The sequence below is a fragment of the Legionella feeleii genome (genome assembly GCF_001467625.1).
Classification (GTDB): domain Bacteria; phylum Pseudomonadota; class Gammaproteobacteria; order Legionellales; family Legionellaceae; genus Tatlockia; species Tatlockia feeleii.
Map to the genome: position 1 here is coordinate 402,940 of NZ_LNYB01000085.1, position 13,515 is coordinate 416,454.

The window sequence follows — 13,515 nt, forward strand, 5'->3', positions numbered from 1 at the left end:
GGTATAACGTTGTTTTATGAAAACTGAAGAATTACTTCTCTTAAACCACTTAGAACATTTATTTGAATTAGCCTCTGTCAATGTTTATTCAAAAGACATCAAAGGATGTTTCATGAGTAGCAATCAAACCATGCTAGAGGTTAATAATATACCGTCAGAGCAGGATATCCTTGGAGCAACCGATTATGATCTGGCCTGGAAAGAACAAGCCCCTGCTCTCATCAAAAATGATCAGGAGGTCATTCAAACCAATAAAGCAAAAACCTATATTGAACCCGTTTGGTTAAATGGCGAACAATTACATTGTTATATCAGCCACAAAAGACCTCTACGCACTTCACTCGGGAAAGTGATAGGCGTTTTCGGCCTTTCTTTTTTACTGGAAGATGAAAACTCTTTTATAAATACCGTGAATGAGATAACTGCCCTAAGCAATTCTAACCTTTCCAAGCAGATACAAGACGTAGGAGAACAACCCTTTCTTAGAGGACGCCATTTGACCAAACGACAAATGGATTGTCTTTATTATTTGGTTAAAGGTATGACCATCAAACAAATTGCCAATACACTTAATTTATCGCCCAAAACAGTTGAGCATTATCTTGATGCCGTGAAAGTAAAGCTAAAATGCCGCAATCGTACCGAATTGATTACAACCGCCCTGCAAATGCCAGCTATCAGAGAACAATTATAGTATCAGGTCTACTGTTTACTCCCATAAGGTCTGGTCATTAACTCAAGCAAATGGCCATCAGGATCTTCAAAATAAACACCCTTTCCCCCATCGCGATAATTAATTTTACCTGGTTGTATTTGACCAGGATCGGCCCAATAATTAAGCCCGCGTTGACGAATCCTGTTAAAGATTTCATCGAACTCTGATTCTGTCACTAAAAAGGCATAATGCTGGGATGTAATATCTTTATCAGTCTCATAAAAATCGAGGCTAACTGCATTACTCATTTCAACCACCAGGAAAGGACCGTAAACACTGGCCTCCGCTAATCCAAGAATCTCAGTGAAGAATTGCGCCGATTTTTTTTGATTGTGCGACCATACAATCGTATGATTGAGTTGTACCGCCATAGGTTTTCTCCATTAAGCGCCTCAAAGAGCGAAGCAGCAAAATCTTTATCAGCGAACAGATTTTCTATCGCCTTTAGCAACAGAGGCTTTTAGAATAGTGCTCAAAATTAACTGTTTTAATTCACTCTGCAATTTCTCCTGCCCCATCTCATTGGGCAATCACTAAAGAGAGTGGGCAGGGAAGCAAGGGATAAAAAACCATGACAAAAATGCATGAAAATGAGGTAAGTATAGACGCGGCCCTTGTTCATACCCTGCTCAAAGCGCAATGTCCTCATTGGGCTAATTTGCCTCTACAAGCTATTTTATCAAGCGGCACAGACAATGCCTTATTTCGTTTAGGCACTGATTATGTTGTTCGCCTCCCTCGCATCGATTGGGCAACTAAAAGTATCCATAAAGAATATGAATGGGTTCCCAGACTTGCTCAACATCTGCATCTCCCTATTTCGGTACCTTTGTTTAAAGGCCGTCCCTATCAATCCTATCCTTGGTCTTGGCTCGTCTCTCAATGGAATGAAGGCCATAATCCCCCCTTTGAAAACAGGGACGAATATGAATTATTGGCTAAAGAGTTAGCTGCTTTTTTAAATGAACTACACGAAATAAACCTGGCTAACGGCCCACTTTCCAGACGCGGGGTATCTTTAAAAGAGTTGGATGAAGAAACAAGGCAAGCAATAAGCGAACTAGGTGGAGAGATTAATAGCCAAGCGGTCACTTCTTTATGGCATCAGCTATCCAATTCCCCCTCATGGCATAAAGCACCTGTGTGGATACACGGCGATTTTCTACCAGGCAATATTTTAGTACAAAACCATCGCCTGACTGCGGTGATTGATTTTTCTGATGTGGGCATCGGTGATCCTGCTTGTGATTTGGTGATTGCCTGGAGCTTATTGAACTCACATTCAAGAAACGTTTTTAGAACCAATTTGAAAAATATTGATGACAACACCTGGGAAAGAGGGCGAGGCTGGGCCCTATCAATCGCCCTCATCATGCTGCCCTATTATAAGAATTCCAACCCTGTTTTAGCGGCATTAGCAAGACGCATGATAGAGCAGGTATTGGGGAATTAAACTGGACGAATACCCACTGGTGCTGAAAGTGCCATACTTTTACCAAAGGCTTCCCTGCCTTCGCAATATTTACTTTATGGATAGCTTCCCTTTGATAAACCAAGTTTATTCAGTTTAATTCAATAAGGAATTCAGCCTTTATAAACTATATGTTAAAAGGACAATCCGTTGGGCTAGCATTTTTACTACGACAAAACCCTGGCGATTCAATATTCCATAAACCGGATTCGGGATTTTTAGTCAAGGCACTCTGCGAATACAGCGCCACATAATAAGGTCTTTTATCAGTATTTATTTTATAAACACAAACTATTTTTCCATTAGGAACTTTCTGTGTGGTTGCCCAGGCAAAACTTAACTCATTATTGCTAATTGCTTCAACAGGCTTGCCGGTTGCTGCAATTGAAACCATCCAGCCTCTATTCAAATGATTAACCATTTGCCCGTTTTGGATTGAGGATGATAACTCGCTGGTTGGCGGACAATAGCTAACTCCAGACGGCAATTCTGCGGTTGAAGCGTTAAATAGGCCACCCGAGTAAGACCAGCTTATTTCTTTATTGTTGTAGGAAGGGGTAGCAATAATTGTGTCGTTTTCATGCAAAAAGCTGAATACCTTTGTATTGGGTACGATGGTTATAACACCATCTTTTATAAGCAGCTCTTTAACTGGCTCCTTATCTTTTTCTTCCTCAGTCATGTTGGGATTGGACGTAATTAAATCACTACATCCTATTGGAGTACCCCGACGCTCAATACACTGAGCAATGTATTTTTGATAACGTTGAATCGCTGCGAAGTTCATACGGATATAGGCACTAATGTACTTCGTATTGTCAGGGTATTTTTGTCTTGCTTCTTCAATGAGCAATTGTACGGATGGGTTGACCAGGGGCGCTGTTTGACCATAACTGCTATTCGCCATCATGGTTATCATAAGCAATACAAGAAGGGCCGCCCTTATACTCTGTAACATTATCGACTCCCAAAGACTTCGTGTGCGCTGAATAATGAGCACTTTTTTTCGTAAGATCAACCTTTGAAAATAAATTGAGCATATAACGACCAACAAGAATTTTACTGTAGCAAAAATTATTTATTTTCAACAAAATCTTAAAAAAATAGTCAAAATTATTTAAAATGGCGCTTTTAATGAATGGAGTAATTAACAATGCACTGTGGATTTGGCACTTTTTTTGAAAATAATTATGATATTGAACAAGCAAGAAATATTTTGGCTTCCATTGCCAGACTTGGCCTGACAGTTCCTCAGCCTTCATCAATACGAGGCTCTTTGAAATATGATACACCCGATAATCAGCTTTGCTACAATCAGGTTAATTTAACCGATCCCCGACAGCTTGACGAGACCATTCAAAGTCTCGTTTATGATGAAAAAGAAGGTTTTTGGGCCATCGCCTGTGAGCGCCATTTCGACAAAAAGAGATTAGCTGCTTATCAAGTATCAGACGCTTTAATAAATTCTGTAGTTTTTGTATTTTCGCGAGAAGGGAAAATCTACGAACAAGGACGCCATAAAGACATCGCCGTCAATTACTGGCCCAATCTACGCCTCTGCGGGATACCAACCCAAGGGGAAACAGAGTCTTATTTCGGCGAAGTGAGAGTTCCGGGAGAGGAATATGCTGTTCCCTCCGCAGAAATAAAAGCAATCCTGGCGCCCCTTCATTTAGTGGATTGGGTCAAAGAATTTTTTCCGAAAAGTATGGTTATTCCCGTGACCTTGCTGGAAAAAAAACTGACTGAAGACCCTCTTGAATTATTTGTAAAATGTAAATCTGTTAAAAACCAAACGGTGATAGGACCCAATTACACTCGAGCGCTTCACATTGCCTTGGCAGCCTTCCCCGACCTTAACCAGTTTGGTGTGCATTTAACTCGCTTACCTATGGCCTATCAACCTGATTTATCCCTCACACTGGAAAAGAATCATGAAACTTATAAGAAAAAATGGGATACGGTTACCTTGCGTTTATCCAATGTACGTCCCGATCCACTCGAGGAACTGCAAGGACTTGATGGGGTAATGATTGTAAAAGAAGCACGTGGTGCGAGAACTTATTTATGTTATTGCCCTTCGCAGCAGAAAGAAGCGGTCGCTGAATGTTTAAGACGAGAAGCTGTCTCGAACGAAGATCAAGTTCGGCCCAATTAAAAGTCCTTCACTCGATTGCTTTACAATATTGTAAATAAATTGACGTTTTAGACACAATTGGTTACCTTTGTTTGGAATATCACTGTTTAAGGTCAAGCCCAGGGATGACCGAACAAAGGAGCACCCATGTTAATCAAGTTAATGCGTCACATCCGTCAATTTCAAACCAAGCCTCATGAGGGGATATTGACTATCCTTAAACGATTAAGCGACGTTCAGTTCCCTGAAACTCTTTTGATTACCTGTATAGACTCGCGTATTGGCTTAATCACCCAATCCCAGCCGGGAGAGTTATTGGTTCATCGCAATGCAGGCAATATTGTTCCCGCTTATCCTAATGAATCGAGCGAAGCCGCTACGATTGAATATGCATTGAAAGTACTCAAAGTAAAAGACATCATCATTTGTGGGCACTCTGATTGCGGTGCAGTAAAAGGACTATTATCACCAACTATTAAAACCGATTTACCCTCTGTCGCTTCCTGGGTTAGCCATTCCCACTCCGTATTAGAGGAGATTGGGACAGAAACTAACAAAGATGATTTCGCACTTAAAGTACAGATAGCCATTAGAAAGAATGTGTTAGCACAAATTGAACATCTAAAAACCTATCCTCATGTTGCTGAAAAGCTTGCCTCCAAGCAGCTAACGATTCATGGATGGGTGTATCACTTTGAAACAGGTGAAGTGTCTATCTATGAGCCCAAACAGAACGATTTTGTTAAGTTGGAAACTGCCCTTCAGTTTGCCATTGAAGAGAGAAGAAACCGAATTGTGAAAACAATTGCCATGAATTACCTGGCGCAATTTACCCACCCTCAAACTGCTAGCGACTACCGTGCTTTAATGCACTTGTTTTCGCTGCTGGAAAAGGATTTAACTCCTATTTGGGGACGAATTAAAGGGCAAGTTTTACATAGTCTGTGGACCGAACTCGGTGAGCTGTATGATGGCCCCAAAGATCCTGACTTTAGAATGATGGCGAAACTTGGCGTCCAGGTTAAGTTGGATAATTTAAAAGATTTTCAAAAGAACATTCAGGAATCAGCAGGCTATAATCAGTATTGCAGCCAGTTAATTCGTCATACCTTGTTTGGAGGCTCAGTGCCATTGCCCAAACTACCGATTGTCATTCCCCATAACCTATATGGTCCTCCTTCTATGTAAAGAGTTGCACCGGGAGAACGGGCACCAGACTTTTGGCTGAAAAGCATCGGCTGAGACTGCGCCTGCTCTCCTGGAAAAATCAAATGATTTTGGGTTTAACGTTACCGGTTACGAATATGGTATAATTTTGGGCTTCCTATAAAAATTATGATGAACAATGAAGATAAAAACTCTTTTTTATAGTTTGCTCATTAGCTTCCATGCTGTTGCTGCCCCTCGTTTCGTTCCTGCTGAACCATTGCCCGCCGCGCATTATCAGATTGATGGACCAGCCCTCTGTGCAACTGCTAAAGAAACCCTGGCTTATTTAAATAAAGGTAATCACTATGACCCTCAGGTCATCCATGAAGGCAAGGTTTTTAAACTGCCACTTGCACGAGTCAAAGCAACCTTAACCTTTATTTGCCAACACCAGAATGAGCTGCAGGATCCTGCTTTTGTAAAAAAGCACTTTGATTTTATTCGCTGGTATCCAGACAGCGAACAAGCCAAAACACTTCGAGCCAAACCACTCCTTGCCGGCTTACCCAACGATAAAATTTTAATGACGAAATATTACGTCCATCGTGCCAAAGTATCCAGCAAGCCAAGCTCGGTTTATCCCTTTGCACTCTATGCGCTTCCAAAAGATGAAGAAACGCTCACCCTCGAAGAAGCCAATGCCAAACCCGAGCTCATTCGTTTCCACTATGGCAAACAAGCTATCTTAAAAGGTGCTTTAGCCAATAAAAATGTTCCCGTTCTCGCTTATTTAAATCGAGATGATTTGGAAGCCGCTTTAATGCAAGGCACAATCGTCGCTGATTTTGGCAACCATGAACAGATAAAAATCTTTAACGTTAATCGCAACAACAACATTCCCTACGATAAAGCCAAAAATCCCTATAAGCAGGAGCGCTATTGGTATTTTAAGCCAGTAAACGGGATCAAAGGTTATGGGAAAGATGCCGAGTATAAAATTACCGTCAATAGCCAGGTTACTTTTGCAGCCGACCTTGAGCAGCTTGGCCTGGGAAAACTGCTCATGGTGCAATATCGTGACCAGGCCGGAAAAATGAGGACGCGTGCAGGTATTCTTGCTGACACCGGCGGTGCATTCCAAAATAACCTCTACCAAGTCGATTTTTTGACAGGCAGTTATGCAGGAAAAGAAGCCTTCTATCAAGCAAACCGCCATTTACCCAATTATGTGACTGCTTACTTCATGGTGTTAAAAACGTAATATGAAATTTTTCCTGTCCTTCTTCTTTTTTATGTGTTCTCTGGTACATGCCTTTTCTTGCCATGATGCCCAGATTATTCATAAAGCGCCTATTCAATTTGATCAAGAGCGTATTGCCTTAACCCGGGAGTATCAGTTAACCCATTATGGAATTGACTCCAAATCAATTGAAATTGAACCCAAAATGATTGTACTGCATTGGACCTGTATCCCATCACTCAAAGCAACCTTGCGTATATTTAATCCGCCTACTTTTCCCCAAAGCTCACCCCGTATAAAAGAACTGCCTGGCAACTTAAATGTCTCCAGCCATTTTGTTGTTGATCGCGACGGCAGTATTTATCAGCTTATGCCCGACAATTGGATGGCAAGACATGTCATTGGCTTAAACCATTACGCGATTGGTATTGAAAATATTGGTGGCGTAGACAGTAAAGACGACTTGACCGATGCGCAAGTGAGAGCAAATGCGTTTTTAGTTTGTTATTTAAAAAAGAAATACCCGGAAATAGTCCATGTTATTGGCCATAATGAGTATTTAAATTTTAAAAATACACCGCTGTGGCTTGAGCGTGATCCGAATTATCAAACCGATAAAAACGATCCTGGACCTGTGTTTGTCAGTGAAGTTATGCGCTTAGTCCACCGGGCATAGCAGCTCATTTTGTTGGGCTGACAACTGTTTGATAAGTCCAACGCGCTGTGCCATATCAGCAATTTCAGCTGCAGTTAAGAGCGCAGCGATATTCGCCCAGTTTTCTATCAACTTAGAGGGTACAGCATGCGCAATATCACGAATAAAATATTCTTTATCGTCAGGATTTAAAACTGCAAACAGGGTTTGTAACATGCCCACAATTTCCTCGGCAGTCATTACCTCATAGACGGGATAATCGATCGATTCGAGTTCTTCTTTGCTGCACAGCCGGGCAAGCTCTGGCATTAACTGCGTTTCTTCCTTATGGATATGCTCTAAATTTTCTGCAATCAATTTTCTGTAGCTCAAAGAGAAATGGTATCCACTCTCAATTCGTTCTTTATCGGAATGTGCTCTCCTGATAGCCGCAAGTTTATTTTTAAGGGTATGAAAAATGACTTCATGATTTTGATGATCAGCCTCTACTTCCTGAAAAACATAGCTATTATGTTTTTTAAATAACCCATGAATTTTTTCATCCTCATGTTTGGCATGAAAACCAAGTAAATTAACCAGGTTATTCAGATCGCTCGCAATGTCTTGTACCTGTTGTAGATCACGAAAATCAGTTTTGCCAATTTTATTATCAAGCTGATTCATCACCAGGGTGATATATTTATGCTCTCTGTATAAACGCCTTTCTGGACCTTGATAGATCCCATATTGCTCTTGCATTCACAGTCCTCGTGGTTAACCCAGGTCTTTAATTGCCGCGATTTTAACAGGTTTCAACGTGATAAAATATTTGTATTGCCCTGGTTTGCCCAATAACAAAGCACAGGAATAGTGATTAAATTCCCTCTCTCGTTTACTCCAATCAAGTCTGGTAACTATCTAACCCAGTCTCAATTCTTTTTTACTGGTGATTCCGGTTTCGCACCTTTGCTTATAGAGTTTGGCAAAAATGAGGTCGCTTTAGTTGCTTCCCCACCGGTTAAATATCGTTTCCAGTCATGATTAATTTTTTCTAATTTTTCATTGAGAATTTTTTCTCTTACCGTAAATGACGAGTTAAAGAGTACATCTTTTGTCAATAAATTCAGTTCCACTATTTTTTGATTGAGTCGATTAATCTCTAACTCTTTTTCTTGCATTTTTGCTTCCAGTAGCGAAACTCGATGATGCGCAATCCATGTTGCACCAATGGATACTGCAAAAGCTAATAACAGGACTGAAATATCTAATCCAGTCATACTGGACATTCTACTTCCTTTTCCATCTTTCCCTTTTGACATGATATTCTCCTAATAATCAGCCAAGTGTTTAATCTCTTACTTATGGACTTGATGCAGGTGAAGGGGGCCTAGTTTCTTGTGACGCAGGCGATAGGGCAGTCTCAGGGAATAATAAAAACAGCATTCCCACTATGACCAATAATACGATAATAATTGACAGTTTATTCATAGTAATCCCTTAGCTTTAAGAAGGATAACCTCCTGCCATCCCTTTCTTTCTTCTTAATTATAACCCAGTGTGGGGAATTGGTTGAAAATCAACCATAACTTATTTATTTTAATAGTATTTATTTTTGCTTTACTTGATTAACTACATTGAGAGAAGAAAAACAACGTTAAGGGGAATTTATGACATCACTACAGCGTTTTGTATGCGAACACCCTTACTTTAGTATGCTGGTATTTGTGGCTATTGGCTTTCTTTTGCGCGGAATTAGGCGACTCAATCCCAAGACCGTGCGAATAGCAATCACTGAACTGGAATTGGCTTTGGAAGATGAAGACATGGAAAGAGCAAAACATGCCCTGCAACGATTAAAATCAGGCTTCGGTCTCTAAGCTTATGCTGCTTGCCATACCTCGTAAAAAAGCAAACCCCGCTCTGCTATACTCTAAGCAACCGGTTAGTTTTGCGCCCCTGTTAGCTGCTGTTTGGGCTGCGAAACCATGGCAAATAGCAGAAGGACTCATCGTGAAAAACCATCGATTCCTAAGCATCCTCTTAATGGTACTACTTTTTTTTCCTTCTCTTGATTATGCTGACGATAACGACGTCGCGACATGGACACGACAGGTTCTAATTTCTACCCTGTCGATTGATTACACGGTAACCCCTGAAAATTTTGCTATTTTGCAGGAAAATTATATGCCCACAGCCTGGGAAGCTCTGCAAGATTTTGTTGGTGATCAGGTTAATGTTATACGCGCTGAGAAGTTAACCTTACATCCAGTTGCCATAGGTCCAGCGACAGTCGTCCGCTCAGGTGTCTCTTTTGACATTCATTATTGGCGGGTTAATCAGTCCATCGCCATCCCAGAATTAAACATGACTATTGATGATTTTTCCGTGATCGTTATCAAGGCAAATAACCCGCCTTTTTTAATCCAGAATATGACGATGATCAAACATGATTCTTAACAAATGATGGCGCGGAAATGCAAGGAAGAAAGTTAATTTCCTTGCACTATTCCCTTATGGAAGGCTTACTGAAAGAGAACTACCCTCTTCATAAGCAGTGACCAGGATGTCACTGGGATTTTGAGGATTCACCCACGCCCTTTTATCGATTTCGCCTTGCTCACTAAACTCAACACGCCACTTTCCATTTTCCTCACAAACGCTCTGCACCGTAAGGTAAATCGTATCGGTATTGCTATAGGTTTGAGAATAGATCTTCAAATCTGGGGCATAATATTGTGCCAAAGACTGCTTCACATGCTCTTTAAGGGGTTTCAGCTCAACTGCTGAAAGCTCCGAGACGTTAAAGTAAGGCTTAAATCCTACGCGTAATTCTATTTTCATAATTATCCTGTCTAAAGTTTTAACTCTGGCTCTGCACTCGTTATTTTAAAATAACGTTTTTCCAGTACATCAATTTCAAGAAAAATTTGTAATTGCAGCTTATTAAGCGATGCAGAAAAATGTTGCCTTAAGACAGCCATCAATTTCTCACCCACTTTTTGCAACGTCTCCTCACTGCGACCAGCCAATATTGTCAAGTTAACAAGAATAAAAGCCTGTTGTGGTTGCCCATCAGCGATATAATAATCCTTGCATTCCACTGCCCTGCTCTTGCAATTGCCTAATTGCGCGGGCAGATCTTGCGATAAAACAGCATGAAGTAAAGGAAACACAGCAGTGACCTTATCTTTCTCGATGACATTGGCACTGTATTCTAAAAGCAATTGTGGCATACCACTCCCTCCTCCGTTTTATCGCGCTTTTATACCCGATTTCAGTTCTTTAGAACATAGCTAAGAACTGAGTTACTTTAATTTTTTTATCAGCCCAAAATAAATCTTCTGGCCATAGTGGAATTTTCAAAATTATCTGATAGAATCATCTCGTCTGTTTCTATGCCTCGCTGTGAATAACTTTTCTTCCCTCCTTACAATACCTCAGTTACTTAAAATCAATTTTATTATATCCTCTTGATTTTAAAGAATTTTTTGCTTTTACTTACCATAAACCAATCCATTTTTATCCACAAATTCTGTGGATAATTCTGTGCATTAACTGCTTGAAACCCCTTGGTAGCCAAGCTAAAGATGATATACTCTTGCCATGTTTACGAAAATTACAGCTCAGCATGCGTTCCTTATCGAATTTCATCTTCAGTATTCTATTAATTTTATTTGCCAGTTTTGTCCATGCTGAGAGCAACCTAAAAGAATTTGAGCAAAAATTAAGCGACTCTGTTATCACGACAAAAATTACTGCCAAATTTACTAAAAACCGTGATCTTAATCCTTTGAAAATCTACGTCTCAACGAAAGATGGTATTGTGACCTTGCGTGGCCATGTAAAAAATAGACAAGCCTATGTAGATGCCCTTCGACTTGCCAAAGTAACCAAAGGGGTAAAGGCCGTTGAAACCGATGAATTGGTCATCAAGCAGGTAAACACAGCCTTTACAGATGCTTATATTACTGCCAAAGTCGAAGCAGCTATTTTACGAGCCAAGGTGTTTGACGATGAATCAATTCCTTTAGTCGGCATCAATGCAACCACCACAAATGGTACTGTCACCCTGTCTGGAAATCTCAAGCAAAAAAAATCCATTGTTGCAATAATAAAGCGGGTCAATGCCGTGCGAGGCGTCAAGAAAATTGTTTCTAACTTACAGGTAGTTAACAAGGAAGGTTAATGAAGGATTTCACTCGGTTTAAATTTTTCCTTTGGTATTTTGGCCATTTTCAAGTTCCTTTGATTGGCCATTTGAAACCCAACTAATCGCCCTGGATGAGCAAAAAATTGTTGCTAAAATCGCTTTAAGAAGACGCAGTAAGAACCATCTTAATTCCATGTATTTCGGCGCCTTGGCAGTGGGGGCTGACCTTGCTGGCGGCCTACATAGTTTCTATCACGCAAAGCGCGCCAACCTGAAAGTATCCGTTGTGTTTAAATCGTTTCAGGCCCAATTTCTTCGCCGGCCTGAAGCGGATGTTTATTTTGTCTGTGAAGAAGGCGATCAGGTCAAGGAGATGCTCTTGGAATCTAAAAAGTCCGGTGAGCGGGTAAACAAACCAATCCAGATCAGGGCGTTTACTGATTATCTTAAAAACCCTGAAGAAGTCGCTACCTTTAGTCTGGAGTTATCAGTTAAGGTATTAAATTAGGGACTTTATATTTCTCCTCTCTTAGCGCTTATGGTTAATTTTCTGCGCTGCGATGCTCAAAAATTAACCATAAGCACTCAAGCCTGCGACCTATTAACAGTCCCTAATAAAGCTGGAATAAACGGTCAATAAGTGCAAAAATGAATTTTCGCTACTGGCAAATCGTAATATTAGTCCTCCTTCTTAGCACCTATAGCGTGTTATTCTATTTTGTTTTTACTTACCAATATAAACTCGATTTTTCATCGTTTTACTCCGCCTTTCAGCTTTTTGATGCCGGGGATAATCCCTATCAAAGTTTATATACTACTTATCTGCTTACCATAAAAAAGTTATCCGCTAATCTTAATCCACCAATTGTGCTCTGGGTACTCACTCCTTTATTACGCCTTAACTATGATCTTGCCTTGATTATCTGGTCAGCCATTTCTTTACTGTTAGGATTAATCGGGGCTCATTTTAGTTTTAAACTGGCTTTTCCTCCCGATTTCATTAAGAAGAATTGGCTGAGTTTATATCTCATTTATTTATCCTTGTTCGCAACCGTCATGGATACTGCCATTGCCCAATTTGGTTCAATTTTATTTTTCTTTATCATTACAGGTTATTATTGTTACCTTAACAATAGAGAATATAGTGCCGGCCTACTTTGGGGCATCATCATCGCGATGAAATTCTTTCCAGCCTTACTTTTTTTCTTTGTCTTAAAACAAGGCCGTTACAGAGTCTTTATGGTCATGCTCGTTACACTGTTGGTACTGTGCCTTATCCCATGGGTTGTTTTAGGGACGACTATTTATAAGCAATATTTTTCCATGATGACCCAGGTTCTTTGGTACGGTGATAGCTGGAATGCGTCTCTTTATGGTTTTCTGTTCCGTTTATTTATTGATGTGCACGATAAAACACAGAGTTTAATCGCCATTAAGACAGCCTATATTCTCCTATTTTTCGGCCTTCTTTTCTGGTACCTGAAAAAATGTACCGGAAAATCGACAGTCCTGAATCACCAACCGTTTTGTTTGACCTTGGTCATGATGTTGTTAATGAGCCCTTTCGGTTGGTTATATTATTTTCCCTTGTTAATTCTTCCTTTTGCCTGCATCTGGATAACGGCCATTGATAAAAAAACAAATACGGCTCAATTACTCTTCATGTGGCTTATCAGTTTATTTCTGCTTAACTTCCCAATTGACTATGTTCGTACCACAGATATGCCTACCTTTATAGGTAGGCTTGGTTTTTATTCTTTTTATTTTTATGGTTTATTGCTGTTGGCTCATCTGTTAACACGGCAACCGATCCTCCCCCCGGCCAGTGATCTGAACATAAACAAAGCACCTGCCTACTTCACCCCGTCGTTATATATTATTATTTCGTTCGGTCTTTTCATTCCCATTATTAGTTTTGTTATGCGCTTACTCTCTATTCCTGGCGTGCCCCTGTTGCATTATTAGAGGAGAGGTGTTTTTATTATTTTGCCTAATTGACAAACCCATGCATGCCGTCTA

16 protein-coding genes and 1 pseudogene are annotated in these 13,515 nt (G+C 40.3%); 11 read left to right on the forward strand and 6 right to left on the reverse strand.

What is annotated here, in order from left to right:
• Nucleotides 1-16: 16 nt before the first annotated feature.
• On the forward strand, nt 17-694 hold the full coding sequence (locus Lfee_RS14145; protein WP_058447635.1) for a LuxR C-terminal-related transcriptional regulator: 678 nt from the start codon (nt 17-19) through the stop codon (nt 692-694).
• A gap of 8 nt (nt 695-702) precedes the next feature.
• Here the strand turns inward: Lfee_RS14145 and Lfee_RS14150 are convergent, their stop codons facing one another.
• Nucleotides 703-1,086: a VOC family protein gene (locus tag Lfee_RS14150; protein ID WP_058447636.1), complete on the reverse strand. Its 384-nt coding sequence runs from the start codon at nt 1,084-1,086 to the stop codon at nt 703-705.
• A gap of 200 nt (nt 1,087-1,286) precedes the next feature.
• Here Lfee_RS14150 and Lfee_RS14155 point away from each other — a divergent pair, with 200 nt between their 5' ends.
• A complete protein-coding gene (locus Lfee_RS14155; protein WP_082646663.1) occupies nt 1,287-2,168 on the forward strand; it encodes an aminoglycoside phosphotransferase family protein in 882 nt (293 codons plus the stop codon).
• A gap of 145 nt (nt 2,169-2,313) precedes the next feature.
• Here the strand turns inward: Lfee_RS14155 and Lfee_RS14160 are convergent, their stop codons facing one another.
• Nucleotides 2,314-3,144: a hypothetical protein gene (locus Lfee_RS14160; RefSeq protein ID WP_131753167.1), complete on the reverse strand. Its 831-nt coding sequence runs from the start codon at nt 3,142-3,144 to the stop codon at nt 2,314-2,316.
• A 195-nt stretch (nt 3,145-3,339) separates the two neighbouring features.
• On the opposite strand from Lfee_RS14160, the gene Lfee_RS14170 reads away from it, so the two are divergent.
• The 4 genes from Lfee_RS14170 to Lfee_RS14185 all read left to right on the forward strand — a co-directional run bounded on the left by Lfee_RS14170 (nt 3,340) and on the right by Lfee_RS14185 (nt 7,388).
• Entirely contained in the window at nt 3,340-4,344 is a 1,005-nt protein-coding gene (locus Lfee_RS14170) for a hypothetical protein (RefSeq protein WP_058447639.1), read from the forward strand.
• 126 nt (nt 4,345-4,470) lie between these two features.
• Nucleotides 4,471-5,511 (forward strand): carbonic anhydrase, encoded by a 1,041-nt coding sequence (locus Lfee_RS14175; protein WP_058447640.1) that lies wholly within the window; start codon nt 4,471-4,473, stop codon nt 5,509-5,511.
• Nucleotides 5,512-5,668: 157 nt separating this feature from the next.
• Nucleotides 5,669-6,733: a hypothetical protein gene (locus Lfee_RS14180; protein WP_058447641.1), complete on the forward strand. Its 1,065-nt coding sequence runs from the start codon at nt 5,669-5,671 to the stop codon at nt 6,731-6,733.
• Nucleotide 6,734: 1 nt separating this feature from the next.
• Entirely contained in the window at nt 6,735-7,388 is a 654-nt protein-coding gene (locus Lfee_RS14185; RefSeq protein WP_058447642.1) for an N-acetylmuramoyl-L-alanine amidase, read from the forward strand.
• Here the strand turns inward: Lfee_RS14185 and Lfee_RS14190 are convergent.
• On the reverse strand, nt 7,371-8,105 hold the full coding sequence (locus Lfee_RS14190) for a hemerythrin domain-containing protein (protein ID WP_058447643.1): 735 nt from the start codon (nt 8,103-8,105) through the stop codon (nt 7,371-7,373). The genes Lfee_RS14185 and Lfee_RS14190 overlap by 18 nt on opposite strands.
• A gap of 170 nt (nt 8,106-8,275) precedes the next feature.
• Nucleotides 8,276-8,665: a hypothetical protein gene (locus tag Lfee_RS14195; protein ID WP_058447644.1), complete on the reverse strand. Its 390-nt coding sequence runs from the start codon at nt 8,663-8,665 to the stop codon at nt 8,276-8,278.
• Nucleotides 8,666-9,013: 348 nt separating this feature from the next.
• On the opposite strand from Lfee_RS14195, the gene Lfee_RS14200 reads away from it, so the two are divergent.
• Together Lfee_RS14200 and Lfee_RS14205 are read left to right on the forward strand one after the other, a co-directional pair.
• The gene (locus Lfee_RS14200) at nt 9,014-9,223 is read left to right on the forward strand and encodes a hypothetical protein (protein WP_058447645.1); all 210 of its coding nucleotides are present in this window, start codon (nt 9,014-9,016) and stop codon (nt 9,221-9,223) included.
• Between the two features lie 4 nt (nt 9,224-9,227).
• A complete protein-coding gene (locus Lfee_RS14205; RefSeq protein WP_058447646.1) occupies nt 9,228-9,803 on the forward strand; it encodes a hypothetical protein in 576 nt (191 codons plus the stop codon).
• A gap of 54 nt (nt 9,804-9,857) precedes the next feature.
• On the opposite strand, the gene Lfee_RS14210 is transcribed toward Lfee_RS14205, so the two are convergent.
• Nucleotides 9,858-10,187 carry a hypothetical protein gene (locus Lfee_RS14210; RefSeq protein ID WP_058447647.1) on the reverse strand — a complete coding sequence of 110 codons (330 nt, stop codon included), beginning with the start codon at nt 10,185-10,187 and terminating at the stop codon, nt 9,858-9,860.
• Nucleotides 10,188-10,198: 11 nt separating this feature from the next.
• A complete protein-coding gene (locus tag Lfee_RS14215; protein ID WP_058447648.1) occupies nt 10,199-10,579 on the reverse strand; it encodes a 5-carboxymethyl-2-hydroxymuconate Delta-isomerase in 381 nt (126 codons plus the stop codon).
• A gap of 365 nt (nt 10,580-10,944) precedes the next feature.
• On the opposite strand from Lfee_RS14215, the gene Lfee_RS14220 reads away from it, so the two are divergent.
• The 3 genes and pseudogenes from Lfee_RS14220 to Lfee_RS14230 all read left to right on the forward strand — a co-directional run bounded on the left by Lfee_RS14220 (nt 10,945) and on the right by Lfee_RS14230 (nt 13,461).
• On the forward strand, nt 10,945-11,532 hold the full coding sequence (locus tag Lfee_RS14220; RefSeq protein ID WP_238584939.1) for a BON domain-containing protein: 588 nt from the start codon (nt 10,945-10,947) through the stop codon (nt 11,530-11,532).
• Nucleotides 11,532-12,004, forward strand: a pseudogene (locus tag Lfee_RS14225) (PaaI family thioesterase). Before Lfee_RS14220 ends, Lfee_RS14225 begins: the two are co-directional and overlap by 1 nt.
• A gap of 140 nt (nt 12,005-12,144) precedes the next feature.
• On the forward strand, nt 12,145-13,461 hold the full coding sequence (locus Lfee_RS14230) for a glycosyltransferase family 87 protein (protein ID WP_058447649.1): 1,317 nt from the start codon (nt 12,145-12,147) through the stop codon (nt 13,459-13,461).
• Nucleotides 13,462-13,515 lie beyond the last annotated feature (54 nt).